The sequence below is a fragment of the Agrobacterium sp. CFBP 3001 genome (assembly GCF_027871605.1).
In the GTDB taxonomy this organism is placed as follows: domain Bacteria; phylum Pseudomonadota; class Alphaproteobacteria; order Rhizobiales; family Rhizobiaceae; genus Agrobacterium; species Agrobacterium leguminum.
On sequence record NZ_JAQAHD010000002.1, the window covers coordinates 263,357 to 278,740 of the forward strand.

A 15,384-nucleotide genomic window follows, 5' to 3' on the forward strand; every position below is an offset into this window, starting at 1 on the left:
AAATTGAGACAATTCTCCGAATCGAAACCCGATCAAACGCGATGATAGGGATGACCGGAGAGGATCGTGACGGCACGGTAAAGCTGCTCTGCGATCAGGATACGAACGATCTGATGCGGCCATGTCAGCTTGCCGAGATTGAGAACGGCCGTCGCCTTGTCGTAGAGCGCGGGATCGAGCCCATCGGCTCCGCCTATGGCGATCACGAGGTCTCGCTTGCCGCTATCGCGTAAATCGCCAAAGAATGAAGCAAAGGCAGGACTGTCCAGCGCCTTTCCGCGCTCGTCCAGCAGCACGAGGGCAGCACCATCCGCCAAATGTTTTTCCAGCATCGCGGCTTCTTCGCGCTTGCGGGTCTCCGCATTGGAAGCGCGGCTTTCGGCAACCTCGATCACCCGCGAAAACTCCAGCCCGATCGCCGGGCCGGTCTTTGCCAAGCGCTCGATATAACGGGCCGCAAGATCCTTTTCGGGGCCGGATTTCAGCCGTCCCACCGCAAAAATTGAAATCCGCATCGCAAACCTGCATTCGTCGTGACCCAACAGGGTCACGCTCTTAACAGCATAGCCCGCGGATTCCTATGCGGCCGGTCTGATTTCCGGCCAGAGGCACCGTTTCCGAAGTCAGATATGATCTTCGGCAAAAGCGATGCACTCGCTCAAAGGCTCACCGCATCAATGCAGCGTCTCTTCCGGGATGTCCGGCGTCGCCCACATTTTTTCAATGTTGTAGAAGGCGCGGATTTCCGGTCGGAACACGTGAACGATGATGTCGCCGGTATCGATCAGCACCCAGTCTCCGGTCTCGAGACCTTCGACGCGGGCGTTTCCGAACCCTTCATCCTTCATGTCCTTGAGAAGATGCTCGCAAATCGCCGAAACATGCCTGTTCGACCGCCCGGAGACCACGACCATGTAGTCCGCAAGCGCCGATTTTCCGGCAATGTTGAGAGAGACGATATCTTCAGCCTTGGAGTCCTCGAGGCTCGCGAGGACGGTTTCGAGGGCATGGCCGGCGGCATCGGCGCCACTGTCCTGGCCCTTCGGGATAGCAACAAATGCTCTTCCCTTGGCGTGTACTGTTGTCAGAGGTTTTCCTTTCCAAGAATGACAAAACAGGTACTGGCGACGCGATTCTCTGCGTCACACAATAAAGGTGGCATCAAAGCATTAACTTTTCAAGATATGGACCCATCGACACCCGGCACATACATCATTTGTGATCGAAGGCGTCATTTACGACCGTTGCGCAGCGCCGTGGAGCTGAGCGTCGAGCGCGGACCGTGAATGAAAACCCAGGCAGGCGCGCGTTTTTTCCACAGAACCCCGGCATCGTCCTCATCGATCCGCGCCTGGCTGAAGGCCTGCGCCATGGTGGAGGAGAGATAAGAGAGCGTGGAGCCTGGCCGATCGATCACGGCAATCGGAAATGTCTCGGCGATCCGCCGCCATTTCTGCCAGCGATGGAAGCTTTTCAGATTGTCCGCTCCCATGATCCAGATGAAACGGACATGCGGATTTTTCGCCTTCACCTTGGCGAGCGTATTGGCCGTATAGCTCATCCCCAGTGATTTTTCGAAGGCCGTCACCTTGATGCGCGGATCGTGAACCAGCTTTTCGCAGGCGGCGATACGATCTTCCAGAGACGCCAGCTCCGAACGGCTTTTCAGCGGGTTGCCCGGTGTGACGATCCACCAGAGCTGGTCTAGACCGAGCCTGCGCAGCGCAATCTCGGCCACAAGCGCGTGACCCGCATGCGGCGGATTGAAAGAACCACCGAACAGGCCGACGACCATGCCGCGCTCCACATGCGGCATGGTGAGATAACGTCTGTCGAGGCGCTTGTCAGCCGGCAAATATCAGGTCCGTGTCTGGCCGGTGCCATGCACCCGGTATTTGAACGAGGTGAGCTGCTCGACGCCGACCGGGCCGCGCGCATGCATCTTGCCCGTGGCAATGCCGATTTCAGCACCCATGCCGAATTCGCCGCCGTCCGCGAACTGCGTCGAGGCATTGTGCAGGAGAATGGCCGAATCGAGTTCGTTGAAGAAGCGCGCGACTACATCGGGATCCTCGGCGATAACCGCCTCGGTGTGGTTGGACGAATAGGTGCCGATATGCTCGATCGCGCCTGAAATACCCTCCACCACGGCGACCGAAATGATCGCATCGAGATATTCGGTGCGCCAGTCCTCTTCCGTTGCCGGTGCGAGACCCGCCACCACGTCGCGAACGGCCTGCGAACCGCGCACTTCGCAGCCAGCTTCGATCAAAGCTTCGACGAGCGGCGCAAGATGGGTGGAAACGGCAGCGGCATCCACCAGCAGCGTCTCAGCCGCCCCACAAATACCGGTGCGGCGCATCTTGGCGTTGACGACGATACGTTTCGCCATGTCGAGATCGGCCGATTTGTCGATATAGACATGACAAATGCCTTCCAGATGCGCGAAGACCGGCACACGGGCTTCCGACTGCACCCGCGCCACGAGGCTTTTGCCGCCGCGTGGCACGATGACGTCAACCGTGCCGTTCAGGCCGCTGAGAAGCGCGCCGACAGCGGCGCGGTCGGTCACCGGCACCAGCTGAATGGCATGCTCGGGAAGACCGGCTATCTTCAGACCTTCCACGAGGCAGGCATGGATAGCACGCGATGAATGTTGCGAATCCGAGCCGCCGCGCAGGATAACGGCATTGCCCGCCTTCAGGCACAATGCGCCGGCGTCCGCCGTCACGTTCGGGCGGCTTTCGTAGATCACGCCGATGACGCCGAGCGGCGTGCGCACGCGCTCGATCTTCAGCCCATTCGGACGATCCCAGGCGGCGATGACTTCGCCTACCGGATCGGGCAGCGCCGCAACCGAACGGATGCCTTCGGCAATACCGGCGATCCTTGCATCGTTGAGGGTCAGCCTGTCCACGAAGGAAGCGGCAAGGCCTGCGCTTTCCGCCGCAGCCAGATCTTTCCTGTTGGCGGCAAGGATCGCATCCCTGGATGCCTCGATGGCGGAGGCCATGGCAAGCAGCGCGCGGTTCTTCTGGTCTGTACCGGCGATGGACAACGGTCGCGAAGCAGCTTTCGCCTGAGCGCCGATGGTGATCATCAGCACGTCAATATCATGGCTCTGCTTCACGGCCTGTTCAGGCATGGACCTCATCCTTTTTTGCATTTTTAACTTTGACGGCAGCGCCCGTCATCACCAGATCGTCACGATGAATCATGGCCGCCCGCCCGACATAACCGAGGATCGCCTCGATCTCGTTGGACTTGTGACCGATGATAAGACGCGCCTCTTCAGCATCGTAACCCGCAAGACCACGAGCGACTTCACGGCCTTCCGCACCGATAATGGCGATTGCGTCACCACGGCCGAAATTGCCCTTCACCAGTCGCACACCCGCCGGAAGCAGGCTTTTTCCGGCATAAAGAGCCTTTTCCGCGCCAGCATCAACATGGATTTCACCAGCCGGCTGCAATTGTCCGGCAATCCAGGTCTTGCGCGCCGTCACCGGCGTGCCCGAAGGCGCAAACCATGAGGAGCGCGCGCCGTTTTCAATAGCCTTCAAAGGATTAAGCGTCTTGCCGGAAGCGATGATCATGCCGCAGCCGGCAGCCGTCGCGATCTTGCCCGCGTCGATCTTGGTGCGCATACCGCCGCGTGAAAGCTCGGATGCCGCACCGCCTGCCATGGCCTCGATTTCGGGGGTAATATCGGCAATCGTCTCAAGGAATTTCGCGTCGGGATCGAGATGCGGTGGAGCCGTGTAAAGCCCGTCAATATCCGAAAGCAGCACCAGAAGATCGGCGCCCGTCATGGTCGCCACACGCGCCGCCAGACGGTCATTGTCGCCATAACGGATCTCGGTTGTCGCAACCGTGTCGTTTTCATTGATGATCGGGATGGCGCCGATCTTCAGCAACTGGTTGATGGTGGCGCGCGCATTGAGATAACGGCGACGCTCTTCGGTATCGGAGAGCGTCAGAAGAATCTGGCCGGCGACGATCTCATGCCGCGACAGGCTTTCCGACCATGCCCGCGCCAGCGCGATCTGGCCGACAGCCGCCGCCGCCTGGCTTTCTTCCAGCTTCAATGCACCGGAAGGCAGGCCAAGCACGGTGCGGCCAAGCGCGATGGCGCCCGAAGACACAACCTGCACATCCGCGCCATTTTTCTTCAGCGCGGCGATATCCTCGCAGATGGCGTCGAGCCAGTCTTTCTTGAGACCGGTCTTCCGGTCCACCAGAAGCGCCGACCCGATCTTGATGACGATTCGGTGATGGCTCGCCAGCGGCTTGCGCGTCAGGCTCATAGACGGTCGTCCTCTTCCTCGGCCTCGCTGTCCTCATGCGGCATCGACCGGTCGGGCAGGGCGGTTTCGCCACCATTGCTCGCCGAGACGATGACATCGCGAAGGGCGCGCAGTGCTTCCGTCATGCCGATATGGGCGGCAGCGGAGAGAAGTAGCGGCGGGCGACCGCAGGCCTTCTCCAGTTCCTTGGCTTTCTTTTTCAGCTCTTTTTCATCAAGCACGTCGATCTGCGACAGCGCCACGATTTCCGGCTTGTCGGTCAGCCCGCCGCCATAGGCGTCCAGCTCGGCCTTAACGGTCTTATAGGCCTTGCCGACCTTTTCTTCCTGCGCGGAAACGAGATGCAGAAGCACACGGGTACGCTCCACATGGCCGAGGAAACGGTCACCGATGCCCACACCCTCATGCGCGCCTTCGATGAGGCCGGGAATATCGGCCAGCACGAATTCACGGCCATCGATTGTCGCGACGCCTAGGTTCGGATGCAGCGTGGTGAAAGGATAGTTGGCAATCTTCGGTCGCGCGCGGGTAACTGTCGCAAGGAAAGTGGACTTACCCGCATTCGGAAGGCCAACGAGACCCGCATCAGCGATCAGCTTCAGCCGCAGCCAGACAGTTTTTTCCTCGCCTGCAAGGCCGGGATTGGCGTGCGTCGGCGCCTGATTGGTCGACGACTTGAAATAGGCATTGCCGAAGCCGCCGTTGCCGCCGGCGGCAAGGCGAAAACGCTGGCCTTCCTTGGTAAGGTCAACGATCAGCGTCTCATTGTCTTCCTCGAAGATCTGTGTACCGACGGGCACCTTCAGCACCACATCCGAGCCCTTGGCGCCGGTGCGGGTCTTGCCCATGCCGTGCTGTCCGATCGAGGCCTTGAAATGCTGCTGGAAACGGAAATCGATCAGCGTGTTGAGGCCGTTGACCACCTCAACCCAGACATCGCCGCCGCGTCCGCCATCGCCACCGTCAGGACCGCCGAATTCGATGAATTTTTCGCGCCGGAAGGAAACGGCGCCCGCGCCACCGTCACCGGACTTGATATAGACTTTTGCTTCATCGAGAAATTTCATCGGACTGCCGTTCTGTCGGTTTGCGGACACAACAATCTTGCCATTGCGTCGAACAAAAATATCGTCGTTTCGAATACAAGCGCTTCTCCGCAAGGTCAAAGACTATCGTGCGGGAAGCCCATGCGTGAGACAAGGCCGGTTTGGGACAAACCGGCCTTGTTTGGGTTGCTAGCGATGCGGCGGAATGAAATCCTCAGCCGTGATCATCGTATCGATATGCGCCACCATGGCGGCGCGCGCCGTGGCATAGATTTGGTGGCAACCGGTCACCCTGAAGCCGAGTTTTTCCTGCACGCGCAGCGAAGCGGGATTATCCGCAAATACGCCGGAGTGAAGGGTCACTCCGGGCATACGGCGGAAGAACCGCTCGACCACGGCGGCCACCGCCTCGGTCATGTAACCCTTGCCCCAGTAGAAGCGGTTCAGCCAATAGCCGAGATGCCACTCGCCGTGCCGCAATTCCACCGAGACGACACCGATCAGGGTATCGTCGCCGCTGGTAATGGCGAAATCCCAGTCGGGCAGGGTGCCGGAGGTGCGCAAGACCAGCCATTCCAGCGCATCCTGCTTGTGGTAGGGCGCGGGAACGCGGGCCAGCATTCTGGTCACGGCGAAATCGCCAAGCGATTCCGCAATGCTGCCGGCGTCGGAAAGCCGCTGCGGCCGCAGCACCAGACGCGATGTCTCGATGACGGGGCAGGGGCCGGGCGGCGCCACGGTGGGGGCAGTCCGCCGTCGGGTCAGTTCGAGCGCACTCATCCCATGTCCCCCCAGCTCTTCAGCGAAACCCAGGTCTTGCGGTCGAGCCTGTACCATTCGACCGGCACCATGCCGCCAAGCGCCAGAGACCCGACCATGCCGGAGCCCTGGAACTGGAAACCGCACTTCTGGATGACGCGGCGCGACGCGATGTTGGTGACCCGGCAACGAGCATCGATCTGATCGATTTCACGCGTGCGGAAGGCCATGTCGATCAGCGCATGCGCCGCTTCCGTCATATAGCCGCGGTTCCAGTAGGGTTCCCCCAGCCAGTAACCGATCTCCAGCGTCTTTTCGTCTTCCTGGGGTTCGAGCGCGCAGCAGCCCAGAAACTCGCCATTGTCCATGCGGGTAATCGCATAGACGCACTTGCCAATCTCGCCAGCTTTGGAGCGTCGCACAAAATCCGCGGCGTCTTTGTCCGTGTAAGGGTGCGGCATACGCGACACCATGGTCGCGATATTGGCATTGTTGGCAAGATGGGCAAGGGCGTCGATGTCTTCTTCGTGAGGCTTGCGCAAAACCAGCCTCTGCGACAGTAAAACGGGGCAATCGCTCCTCGACCGATCGGGCCTCGGCCGTTCCTCGGGTGACCGTGATTGGTCAACCCTCAACAATTCAGCTTGCATGGTTCAGTCCCTCCTTGGGGTTAAAGAAAAAGGGGAGTTGGGTGGTGCCCCATCTCCCCTGTTTTCTTGACTGAACCTGATACGTCTCAGCCGGGTCGATGGGACACCGGCTGCATATGACGCTTACCGGCTTATTCTGCGGCTTCCGCTTTCGGGGCCACGGATACGAATACGCGGCCGTTGGCCTTCGTACGGAAGTTCACGTTACCTGCGGTCAGTGCGAAAATCGTGTGGTCCTTGCCGATGCCAACATTGGCGCCCGGATGCCACTGCGTGCCGCGCTGACGCAGAATAATGTTGCCTGGAATGACAGCTTCGCCGCCGAACTTCTTTACGCCAAGGCGCTTGGATTCGGAATCGCGACCGTTACGCGAGGAACCGCCAGCTTTTTTGTGTGCCATTGGAGTTCTCCTTTAAACCTTGTTTCCCGTGTCGCGCCGATCAGGCAGCAACGATGTCCGTGATGCGGACGACAGTGTGATGCTGACGATGGCCGCGCGAACGCTTGGAGTTCTGACGACGACGCTTCTTGAAGGCGATGACCTTCTTGCCGCGATTGTGCTCGACAACTTCAGCCTTGACGATGGCGCCCTTGACGAAGGGAGCACCGAACTTGGCGTCGGCGCCTTCGCCAACAACGAGAACTTCGGTGAATTCTACAGTTGCGCCTGCCTCTGCTTCCAGCTTTTCGATGGTCAGCACGGCGTCGGCCGCTACGCGGTACTGCTTACCGCCGGTCTTGATGACTGCGAACATTTTTTATCCTTTCATGTTCGTTCCGGCTCTGCCCGCAAATGCAAGCTGGCCGTCTTTTTATCAGTCGGAGTAGCGGAAATCCGTCAGGACTGAACGCCCTTTTGAATGTCTGCCGGTGAAGCCGCCTTTTGAAGGGCGGAATAAACAGAAGGCGCACTACGCCATCAATTTGGGTGCCGATTACGCGAGACGCCCGTTTATGTCAAGATGACGACGGCTTGAAAAGTAACTGTAACGCCAAGAATTTCATGCTTTTTCGGCGGGTGAAGCAGTCGGGTCTCGAAATTTGTCCAGCAAGTGTTTATATGGGCCTTCCAACAAGGAGCAGAAATGGCCCGCATAGACCAGACCGACGATTGGCGGGACCGCCATGCGCCGACACTTTCCGCCTTCGAGTCGCTTGCGATCGAGGCATATGGCCACCTGCCGGAAGAATTTCGCGCGCTGACGAAAGATCTCATCATCGAGATCGCCGATTTTCCGACCGATGACGTGTTCGAAGACATGGCGCTCGAAACACCCTTCGATCTTCTCGGACTGTTCGAAGGACGCGGCATCTCCGAACGTTTCACCATGGAAACGGGTGAGATGGTGAACCGCATCACGCTTTATCGCCGTCCCATTCTCGACTACTGGGCCGAGAACGAGGAAACCCTGGGCGATATCATCACCCATGTCCTCATCCACGAAATCGGCCACCACTTCGGCCTGTCGGATGACGACATGGAGCGGATCGAAGAAAGCGCCGACGAGGCCGCCGCCGATCGCTGATCGGGGCGGCTACCGCCGCTCACTGCTCGCCGAGCTTCATATCCGGATGGTATTCCTTGCCCTCGACCACCTTGGTCACGGCCTGGCCGCAATGCATGACGCCGCTTGCGGCGTTGAAGGCGTAGCTTGGCGAACCCGCGAGTTCCCATCCCTTGTTCAGCGCCTCGGTGACCCGGTGACAGAATTTCGCGTCGTCGGGACCGGTTATGAAACGATAGACCTTCACGTCTTATTTGCCTCTCTTTGTGCGATGATATCGGCCATGGCGACCAGCCTTTCGGCCTGCCCCACATGCAGCCGCTCGATCATGCGGCCGTTCATGTTGATGACGTTCAATTCCACAGATTCGGGTTTTGCGAAAGCGGCAATGATCTCGCGGGCTTCCGCAACCGCTGCCTCGTCCGGGGCGAAGCGCCGGTTGGCCGGCTCGATCTGTGCCGGGTGGATCAGCATCTTGCCATCGAACCCCATGGCGCGACCCTGCTCACATTCGGCTTCGAAAGCGGCGATATCGCGGAAATCGTTCGAGACGCTGTCGATGACATCCAGACCATAGGCACGGGCGGCAAGCACCACCTGCATCATCCAGGGCACGAGATAAGTGCGTCCGGGAAGGGCCGGCACCCGCGTTTCCTTACGCAGGTCGTTGAGCCCGATGACAAAAGCCGAAAGCCGCGCATCCGGCGTATGGGCTGCGTCAGCAATCGAGGCCGCATTCAGGACACCAAGCGGTGTTTCGATCATCGCCCAGATTTTCAGGTGCTCCGGCGCATCCGCCTCGGCCAGAAGATCGGCCACATCGTGAATATCGGCCGGCTGCTCCACCTTCGGCAAAAGAATTGCATCCGGCCGGCAGGAAAGCACAAGCTGTAAATCCGCCTTACCGTCGGGCGTGGAAAGCGGGTTGATGCGGATAATGATCTCGCCCCCGGCCAAGGGCGCTTGCGAAAACAGCTTTTGCAGATTGTCCCGCGCCTCTTCCTTCATCCCGGGGGCGACCGAATCCTCCAGATCGAGGATCACTCCGTCACAATCGAGATCGCGGATTTTTTCCAGTGCCCGGACATTGATGGCCGGCACGGAGAGCAGCGAACGACGTGGTCTCACAAGAATATTTTCGGAAAAGTTGACCATGCCGCACTTGTGTCAAGCTTTTGTGACATCCGCAAGCTGACAATCCACTGAATCCTCTTGCAAGCCGGAAGAAGAAGGCCCACATTCGTCTGGATAGAAAGGTTTGGATCATGCAAGGCATACGTTCGTTTTTCATCGCCGCATCCGGCATTGCAATTCTCGCGATAGTCGCCCTTTTCACCGCGTCGCTCACGGTCGCTTTTATCGGCGTGCTCGCGGTTCTCAGTGCTGCCCGCCTGCTTTCCGCGCGTCTGAAGCCGGCCCCCATTCCGGTCAAGCCCCGTAACCAGCGCGATATGCGCGTCTGGAACGACGGCAAGGGCACGATTATCGATCTCTGAGATCGTCTCGAATCGGCAAAATGCCAGAGCGCCGCGCGCGGCGTACCGAAGAACGCGGGTTTGCGCTTCTAAAGTGATGAGTTTTGCAGTATTTCCCGGCAGAACACGTCCGGTGAGCTTTAACCAGCCCCGGATTTTGTTGAAGGGAAACACGGGAAGCGACAGATGGAAAAATTCACCAAGCTGACGGGCGTTGCCGCGCCCATGCCGGTGGTCAATATCGACACCGATATGATCATTCCGAAAGACTATCTGAAGACCATCAAGCGCACCGGCCTCGGCAAGGGCCTCTTCGCCGAGTCGCGTTATCTTGAGGATGGTTCACCCAATCCGGATTTCGTACTGAACAAGCCCGCCTACCAGAACGCCCAGATTCTTGTCGCCGGTGACAATTTTGGTTGCGGCTCTTCGCGCGAACATGCGCCATGGGCGCTTCTCGATTTTGGCATCCGCTGCGTGATCTCCACCAGCTTCGCCGACATCTTCTACAATAACTGTTTCAAGAACGGCATCCTGCCGATCGTCGTCAGCCCCGAAAACCTCGAAAAGCTGCTGGACGATGCGTCGCGCGGATCGAACGCCGTTCTCTCCATCGATCTGGAAAGTCAGGAAATCAGCGGCCCCGATGGCGGCACGATCACCTTCGAGATCGACGAATTCAAGCGTCACTGCATGCTGAACGGGCTTGATGATATCGGCCTGACGCTCGAACATTCGGGTGCCATCGACACGTTCGAAAAGGCAAACGCCTCGGTCCGCCCCTGGGCCTGACCACATTTCCGCTCTTCAAAAAAGCCGATCCCGTACCAAACAGTACCGGATCGGCTTTTGCTTTGCTTGAAAAGCCCTTGAGGCGGAGATAAGAAGCCTCCGATCCCGTCCGGCTGCGACACGATTTGCCATGTGCAGGACGGAATGAGTTTGACGCCGCGCTCGCCGCAATCGAAAACCCTTCAGGATGTTTTTCGGCGCGCCGCCCAAGGAGGGTTTCTCATGACAGTCCGTTCGCTTTTCCTGCTGCCCGGTGACGGTATCGGCCCCGAAGCCATGGCCGAAGTTCGCAAGCTGATCGATTATATGAACAGCGCGCACAAAGCCGGTTTCACCGTCTCGGAAGGTCTGGTCGGCGGCTCTGCCTATGACGCGCATGGCGTGGCGATTTCCGATGCGGATATGGAAAAGGCGCTTGCCGCCGATGCGATACTGTTCGGCGCGGTCGGCGGCCCGAAATGGGATGGCGTCCCCTACGAGCACCGCCCGGAAGCCGGTCTGCTTCGCCTGCGCAAGGATCTCGAACTTTTCGCCAATCTGCGCCCGGCCATCTGCTACCCGGCGCTTGCCGCGGCCTCTTCGCTGAAGCCGGAACTGGTCGAAGGCCTCGATATCCTCATCGTCCGCGAGCTGACGGGCGGTGTTTATTTCGGTGAGCCGAAGCAGATCATCGATCTCGGCAACGGCCAGAAGCGCGGCATCGACACGCAGATTTACGACACTTTCGAAATCGAGCGCATCGCCAGCGTCGCTTTCGAACTGGCCCGCACCCGCGACAACCGCGTCTGCTCGATGGAAAAGCGCAACGTCATGAAATCCGGCGTTCTTTGGAACCAGGTGGTCACCGAAACCCACGCCGCCAAGTTCAAGGATGTTCAGCTGGAACATATGCTGGCCGATGCCGGCGGTATGCAGCTGGTGCGCAAGCCCAAGCAGTTCGACGTCATCGTCACCGACAACCTCTTCGGCGACATGCTCTCCGACGTCGCCGCCATGCTCACCGGCTCGCTCGGTATGCTGCCGTCCGCTTCGCTCGGCGCGCCTGACGCCAAGACGGGCAAGCGCAAGGCCATGTATGAGCCGGTCCACGGTTCGGCCCCGGATATTGCCGGCAAGGGCATCGCCAACCCCATCGCCATGATCGCGTCCTTCGCCATGTGCCTGCGTTACTCGTTCAACATGGTGGATGAGGCAACGAAGCTCGAAGCAGCGATCGCAAACGTGCTCGACAAGGGCATCCGCACCGCCGACATCATGGCCGAGGGCAGCCGTCAGGTCGGCACCTCTGAAATGGGCGACGCGGTTCTCGCCGAATTCAAGGCGCTTTCGGCGTAAGGCTCGACGAAACCGGTTGGGCAGGCGGCACCTTTGCCCGCCCATCTTCCTTCGGCAGAAGATGCTCATATCTTTTGTCAGTCAGCGTTTTCAGAAAGGCGACGATGGCGTCCACACGCTTGTCGTCCAGCGCCGGCGCGGATGTCAGTTCCGCCATGGCGATATTTTCAGGCACTTCCGGCGCATCCCACGTCTTACCCGTTTCCGGATTGATCTGGCGGCTCGGCTTCTTGCTTTTATATTTCACATAAAACAGCACTACCGTACGCAAATCCTTAAACACACCATTGTGCATGTAAGGACCGGTGACGGCGACATTGCGCAGCGTCGGCACCTTGAACTTGCCACGCTGGGCGGCATCGCCGGCAACTTCAGGATTTTGCGCCAGACCCAGATCGACCGCGCCCGGCTTGGAGCCGTTCACGGCCCGAACCGATGTATTGGCGGGAACGCCGATGTTGAAATATTTGTGGTTGGTGAAGAGGCCGTCCTCCAGGCCCTTGGCGCCACGGATTTCATGGCAGGTATTGCAATTGGTGAATTGCGTCGAGGAGATCAGAACCCGACCCAGCTCTTCCTGATCGGTCAGCTTCTCCTCACCGCGCAGGAAGCGGTCATATTTGGAATCGAAGGTGGAGAACTCATCCGAACGCTCAAAGCTCGCCAGCGCCTTCGTCATCGCGGCATAGGCGGTGTCGTCGCTTTCAAAAACATCCTTGCCGAACTGCGTGCCGAAAGCCGCGACATAGTCCGGGTTTTCCCTGAGCCGTTTGACGACCGAGGCCTTGTCCGGCATTCCCATTTCGAGAGGATTGAGCGGCGGACCGCCCGCCTGATCTTCGAGCAGGGAGGCGCGGCCATCCCAGAACTGCCCGCCGACATACTCTCCCGCCGCATTCCTGCCGAATGGCGGCGTGAAGCGGGCATAAGCTGCAGTCGGCGCGTTGCGGTCGCCCAGTGAAATGCCGTCATCGCCGAGCGATACATCCCGTCCCACCTTGTCGCTCTCCCGCGCATCGGAAAAACCGGCGGCCTGCATATGGCAGGTGGAACAGGCCATGGTGCGGTTCATCGAAAGACTGGGATCGTCGAACAGCGCCGCACCCAGCTTTTCCAGCGTCGCATAGTCTTCACCGCCGTGGGCAGCCATACCATCGACACCGGTGCCCAAGGGGGCCAGCAGAATGGATGCGGCAAGAGCAGCGGAGACAAAAAATCCGGGTTTCATCATCGGTAGGCACGCTCGATATAAATGCGCGAGAGCGGGTTCGGACCGGGAGATAACTCCGCGCGTCCATGCCCTATAAAGAAATCTATAGCACTTTCCCGTGATCCAGGCCTACAAACTTTCGCAGCTTGGTCCACTTTGCCGCAGGTCCACGGGCAACACCCGGAAACGATCAACCACCTCTGGCGATGGCGTGGAAAAAAGTCCCCGAGACAAGACCTCTCCTGCCACCGGATGGCCCGAGCGGACGACCCTGCCCGTCCACAATCTGGGCAAAGGGTTCATCGTGGCCAGGATCGGTAACCCGCGCATAGTGGAATTCATGGCCGCGCAGAACATCACCCGCCGCGCCAAGCGGTCCGCTTGCCGCGATTGTTGCCTGCCGGTAGCCGAGATTCATCTTGCGCGTCGCAAAGCTGGTGGCATGCGACAGAAGCCCGGTCATGGCATGGGTCACGCCATCCGCATCTTCCAGCGCCTCGCCCAGCACCATGTAGCCGCCGCACTCGCCATGAACAGGCTTTGCCGCGGCAAAGCGGGCAATACCCGCCTTGAAACCAGCCGCGTCCGCAAGCTTTCCGGCAAAAAGCTCGGGGTACCCGCCCGGCAGCCAGCAAATATCACAACTCCCGTCAGGCGCCTCATCCGCGAGCGGCGAGAACGGCACGATCTCGGCCCCGGCCGCCTGCCAATGCTTCCTGAGATGCGGATAAAGGAAAGTGAACGCCGCATCCTCTGCCAGCGCGATGCGCTGGCCGGGCGGTGCAATCGCCGCATCCACCGAGCCGGAAGGCACATTCACCGGCGCGGCGAGAGAAAGCAGTGCATCGAGATCGATGGATTTTTCCATCGCATCCGCCAGCCGTTCGATATGCGCATCGATTTCCGGATGCTCGCTGGCCTGCACCAGCCCCAGATGCCGTTCGGGCAAGATGAGCGAGGGATCACGCAGCACGCAGCCGGCAACGGGAAGGCCGATTTTTTCGATGGCTTCCGTGCACAGCGTCCGGTGTCTTTCGCTGCCCGCCCGATTCAACACAACCGCCGCCATGGTAACGGCCGGATCGTAGTGAGCGAAACCATGGGCGACGGCAGCAGCCGTCTGCGACTGGCCGGACACATCCAGTACCAGCAACACGGGAATGCCGAACAGCCGCGCCAGATCCGCCGCCGAACCCGTGCGATTTTCCGCAACCGGAATGCCGTCGAACAGGCCCATGGCGCTTTCGATCAGAACGAGTTCCGCGTCCTCGGTCTGCTGCAAAAACAGATGCCGCAGCAATTCCGGCCGCATGGCCCAGCTATCCAGATTAAGACCGGCTGTGCCGGTGGCGAAGGCATGGAAACCGGGATCGATGTAGTCAGGCCCGGTCTTGATGCCGCGCACCTTGATACCGCGTCGGGCAAAGGCCCGCAGCAGGCCGATGGTCACGCTGGTTTTGCCGGAGCCCGAGCGCGGCGCACCGATGATGATCGCCCGCGCCGTCATGAGCCGGAAACTCCAAGACGCGCCCGCATCGAAACAATCTCGCCGATGACGATCAAAGCCGGCGCCTCGAAATTTTGCCTGATTGCATCGTCAGCTATGCTTTCCAGCGAACCGATGAAAATCCGCTCCTGCGCCGTCGTTGCCGACATGATGACGGCGACCGGCGTTTCGCGGGAACGCCCACCCTGCATCAAAAGGCTGGCAATCGTGCCGATATTCTTCAGCCCCATATAAACGACGATGGGTTCGCGTGTTTTCGAAAGCGCCAGCCAGTCCAGATCCTCTTCGGTGCCCGCCGCGTGGCCCGTGGCCAGCGTCACCGCGCGGCTGATGCCGCGCATGGTGGCGGGGATGCGGGCGGAAGCAAGCGCGGTGAACGACGAGGTCATGCCCGGCAATATGCGGAACGGAATGCCGGCATGGACAAGCGCCTCCGCCTCTTCACCGCCGCGCCCGAAAATAAAGGGATCACCGCCCTTCAACCGCAGCACCTTTTTGCCTTGGCTAGCGAAATCGATCAGCGAAGCAGTAATGTCATCCTGCGTCGCAGAAGGCTTGCCACCCCTTTTGCCCGCAAACACAATCTGCGCCTGCGGACCAAGCGCTATGACTTCGTCGCTCACCAGCGCATCGCGCACGATAATATCGGCCTGAGACAGCGCGAGCGCCACTTCCAGCGTCAGATAACGCACATCGCCCGGCCCTGCGCCCGCGAGCCAGACGTGGCCGGCTTCGAAGACCGGACCTTTTGCGGCAATGCTGTTCAAAATCTGCGCTATCGACATTCTTCCTGGCTG

Annotated in this window: 19 protein-coding genes; 4 read left to right on the forward strand and 15 right to left on the reverse strand. The window is 59.7% G+C overall.

What is annotated here, in order from left to right:
- Window positions 1–32: 32 nt before the first annotated feature.
- From rlmH to rplU, 10 genes are all read right to left on the reverse strand, one after another.
- Window positions 33–515 carry a 23S rRNA (pseudouridine(1915)-N(3))-methyltransferase RlmH gene (gene rlmH, locus PH605_RS04840; protein ID WP_035265250.1) on the reverse strand — a complete coding sequence of 161 codons (483 nt, stop codon included), beginning with the start codon at window positions 513–515 and terminating at the stop codon, window positions 33–35.
- A gap of 159 nt (window positions 516–674) precedes the next feature.
- Window positions 675–1,118, reverse strand: a complete 444-nt coding sequence (gene rsfS / locus PH605_RS04845; RefSeq protein ID WP_161987795.1) for a ribosome silencing factor — start codon at window positions 1,116–1,118, stop codon at window positions 675–677.
- A 113-nt stretch (window positions 1,119–1,231) separates the two neighbouring features.
- Window positions 1,232–1,816, reverse strand: coding sequence for a nicotinate-nucleotide adenylyltransferase (locus PH605_RS04850; RefSeq protein ID WP_142844482.1), 585 nt, complete (start codon window positions 1,814–1,816; stop codon window positions 1,232–1,234).
- A 42-nt stretch (window positions 1,817–1,858) separates the two neighbouring features.
- The gene (locus tag PH605_RS04855; protein ID WP_161987773.1) at window positions 1,859–3,145 is read right to left on the reverse strand and encodes a glutamate-5-semialdehyde dehydrogenase; all 1,287 of its coding nucleotides are present in this window, start codon (window positions 3,143–3,145) and stop codon (window positions 1,859–1,861) included.
- Window positions 3,138–4,307: a glutamate 5-kinase gene (proB, locus tag PH605_RS04860; protein WP_059759775.1), complete on the reverse strand. Its 1,170-nt coding sequence runs from the start codon at window positions 4,305–4,307 to the stop codon at window positions 3,138–3,140. The genes PH605_RS04855 and proB overlap by 8 nt, the downstream gene beginning before the upstream one ends.
- Complete coding sequence (gene obgE, locus PH605_RS04865; protein ID WP_035265258.1) at window positions 4,304–5,374, reverse strand: GTPase ObgE; 1,071 nt, start codon at window positions 5,372–5,374, stop codon at window positions 4,304–4,306. Before obgE ends, proB begins: the two co-directional genes overlap by 4 nt.
- 168 nt (window positions 5,375–5,542) lie before the next feature.
- On the reverse strand, window positions 5,543–6,133 hold the full coding sequence (locus PH605_RS04870; RefSeq protein ID WP_142844429.1) for a GNAT family N-acetyltransferase: 591 nt from the start codon (window positions 6,131–6,133) through the stop codon (window positions 5,543–5,545).
- Window positions 6,130–6,762: a GNAT family N-acetyltransferase gene (locus PH605_RS04875; protein ID WP_142844430.1), complete on the reverse strand. Its 633-nt coding sequence runs from the start codon at window positions 6,760–6,762 to the stop codon at window positions 6,130–6,132. Before PH605_RS04875 ends, PH605_RS04870 begins: the two co-directional genes overlap by 4 nt.
- A 131-nt stretch (window positions 6,763–6,893) precedes the next feature.
- Window positions 6,894–7,163: a 50S ribosomal protein L27 gene (gene rpmA / locus PH605_RS04880; RefSeq protein ID WP_003492686.1), complete on the reverse strand. Its 270-nt coding sequence runs from the start codon at window positions 7,161–7,163 to the stop codon at window positions 6,894–6,896.
- Between the two features lie 40 nt (window positions 7,164–7,203).
- Window positions 7,204–7,518: a 50S ribosomal protein L21 gene (rplU, locus tag PH605_RS04885; protein WP_003492690.1), complete on the reverse strand. Its 315-nt coding sequence runs from the start codon at window positions 7,516–7,518 to the stop codon at window positions 7,204–7,206.
- Between the two features lie 330 nt (window positions 7,519–7,848).
- Between rplU and PH605_RS04890 the strand changes: the two genes are divergently transcribed.
- A complete protein-coding gene (locus PH605_RS04890) occupies window positions 7,849–8,289 on the forward strand; it encodes a metallopeptidase family protein (RefSeq protein ID WP_003520258.1) in 441 nt (146 codons plus the stop codon).
- A gap of 19 nt (window positions 8,290–8,308) precedes the next feature.
- On the opposite strand, the gene PH605_RS04895 is transcribed toward PH605_RS04890, so the two are convergent.
- Window positions 8,309–8,515 carry a DUF1737 domain-containing protein gene (locus tag PH605_RS04895; protein ID WP_003505258.1) on the reverse strand — a complete coding sequence of 69 codons (207 nt, stop codon included), beginning with the start codon at window positions 8,513–8,515 and terminating at the stop codon, window positions 8,309–8,311.
- Entirely contained in the window at window positions 8,512–9,423 is a 912-nt protein-coding gene (locus PH605_RS04900) for an HpcH/HpaI aldolase/citrate lyase family protein (protein WP_161987774.1), read from the reverse strand. The genes PH605_RS04895 and PH605_RS04900 overlap by 4 nt, the downstream gene beginning before the upstream one ends.
- A 110-nt stretch (window positions 9,424–9,533) precedes the next feature.
- Here PH605_RS04900 and PH605_RS04905 point away from each other — a divergent pair, with 110 nt between their 5' ends.
- The 3 genes from PH605_RS04905 (at window position 9,534) to leuB (ending at window position 11,870) form a co-directional block, all read left to right on the forward strand.
- Window positions 9,534–9,764 carry a hypothetical protein gene (locus PH605_RS04905; protein ID WP_020809819.1) on the forward strand — a complete coding sequence of 77 codons (231 nt, stop codon included), beginning with the start codon at window positions 9,534–9,536 and terminating at the stop codon, window positions 9,762–9,764.
- Between the two features lie 165 nt (window positions 9,765–9,929).
- Complete coding sequence (leuD, locus tag PH605_RS04910; protein ID WP_003520255.1) at window positions 9,930–10,535, forward strand: 3-isopropylmalate dehydratase small subunit; 606 nt, start codon at window positions 9,930–9,932, stop codon at window positions 10,533–10,535.
- Between the two features lie 222 nt (window positions 10,536–10,757).
- A complete protein-coding gene (gene leuB / locus PH605_RS04915; protein WP_142844431.1) occupies window positions 10,758–11,870 on the forward strand; it encodes a 3-isopropylmalate dehydrogenase in 1,113 nt (370 codons plus the stop codon).
- Here leuB and PH605_RS04920 read toward each other — a convergent pair.
- The 3 genes from PH605_RS04920 to cobA all read right to left on the reverse strand — a co-directional run bounded on the left by PH605_RS04920 (window position 11,851) and on the right by cobA (window position 15,372).
- Window positions 11,851–13,101 (reverse strand): cytochrome-c peroxidase, encoded by a 1,251-nt coding sequence (locus tag PH605_RS04920; protein ID WP_142844432.1) that lies wholly within the window; start codon window positions 13,099–13,101, stop codon window positions 11,851–11,853. The two genes, leuB and PH605_RS04920, sit on opposite strands and share 20 nt — an antisense overlap.
- Window positions 13,102–13,270: 169 nt before the next feature.
- Complete coding sequence (locus PH605_RS04925; RefSeq protein ID WP_142844433.1) at window positions 13,271–14,587, reverse strand: cobyrinate a,c-diamide synthase; 1,317 nt, start codon at window positions 14,585–14,587, stop codon at window positions 13,271–13,273.
- The gene (cobA, locus tag PH605_RS04930; protein ID WP_065656859.1) at window positions 14,584–15,372 is read right to left on the reverse strand and encodes a uroporphyrinogen-III C-methyltransferase; all 789 of its coding nucleotides are present in this window, start codon (window positions 15,370–15,372) and stop codon (window positions 14,584–14,586) included. Before cobA ends, PH605_RS04925 begins: the two co-directional genes overlap by 4 nt.
- Window positions 15,373–15,384 lie beyond the last annotated feature (12 nt).

Bases quoted from the DNA above. Each gene is read 5' to 3' on its own strand.
- rlmH (WP_035265250.1), bottom strand. From the start codon at position 515: ATGCGGATTTCAATTTTTGCGGTGGGACGGCTGAAATCCGGCCCCGAA.
- PH605_RS04850 (WP_142844482.1), bottom strand. From the start codon at position 1,816: ATGCCGCATGTGGAGCGCGGCATGGTCGTCGGCCTGTTCGGTGGTTCT.
- PH605_RS04855 (WP_161987773.1), bottom strand. From the start codon at position 3,145: ATGCCTGAACAGGCCGTGAAGCAGAGCCATGATATTGACGTGCTGATG.
- proB (WP_059759775.1), bottom strand. From the start codon at position 4,307: ATGAGCCTGACGCGCAAGCCGCTGGCGAGCCATCACCGAATCGTCATC.
- obgE (WP_035265258.1), bottom strand. From the start codon at position 5,374: ATGAAATTTCTCGATGAAGCAAAAGTCTATATCAAGTCCGGTGACGGT.
- PH605_RS04870 (WP_142844429.1), bottom strand. From the start codon at position 6,133: ATGAGTGCGCTCGAACTGACCCGACGGCGGACTGCCCCCACCGTGGCG.
- PH605_RS04875 (WP_142844430.1), bottom strand. From the start codon at position 6,762: ATGCAAGCTGAATTGTTGAGGGTTGACCAATCACGGTCACCCGAGGAA.
- rpmA (WP_003492686.1), bottom strand. From the start codon at position 7,163: ATGGCACACAAAAAAGCTGGCGGTTCCTCGCGTAACGGTCGCGATTCC.
- rplU (WP_003492690.1), bottom strand. From the start codon at position 7,518: ATGTTCGCAGTCATCAAGACCGGCGGTAAGCAGTACCGCGTAGCGGCC.
- PH605_RS04890 (WP_003520258.1), top strand. From the start codon at position 7,849: ATGGCCCGCATAGACCAGACCGACGATTGGCGGGACCGCCATGCGCCG.
- PH605_RS04900 (WP_161987774.1), bottom strand. From the start codon at position 9,423: ATGGTCAACTTTTCCGAAAATATTCTTGTGAGACCACGTCGTTCGCTG.
- PH605_RS04905 (WP_020809819.1), top strand. From the start codon at position 9,534: ATGCAAGGCATACGTTCGTTTTTCATCGCCGCATCCGGCATTGCAATT.
- leuD (WP_003520255.1), top strand. From the start codon at position 9,930: ATGGAAAAATTCACCAAGCTGACGGGCGTTGCCGCGCCCATGCCGGTG.
- leuB (WP_142844431.1), top strand. From the start codon at position 10,758: ATGACAGTCCGTTCGCTTTTCCTGCTGCCCGGTGACGGTATCGGCCCC.
- PH605_RS04920 (WP_142844432.1), bottom strand. From the start codon at position 13,101: ATGATGAAACCCGGATTTTTTGTCTCCGCTGCTCTTGCCGCATCCATT.
- PH605_RS04925 (WP_142844433.1), bottom strand. From the start codon at position 14,587: ATGACGGCGCGGGCGATCATCATCGGTGCGCCGCGCTCGGGCTCCGGC.
- cobA (WP_065656859.1), bottom strand. From the start codon at position 15,372: ATGTCGATAGCGCAGATTTTGAACAGCATTGCCGCAAAAGGTCCGGTC.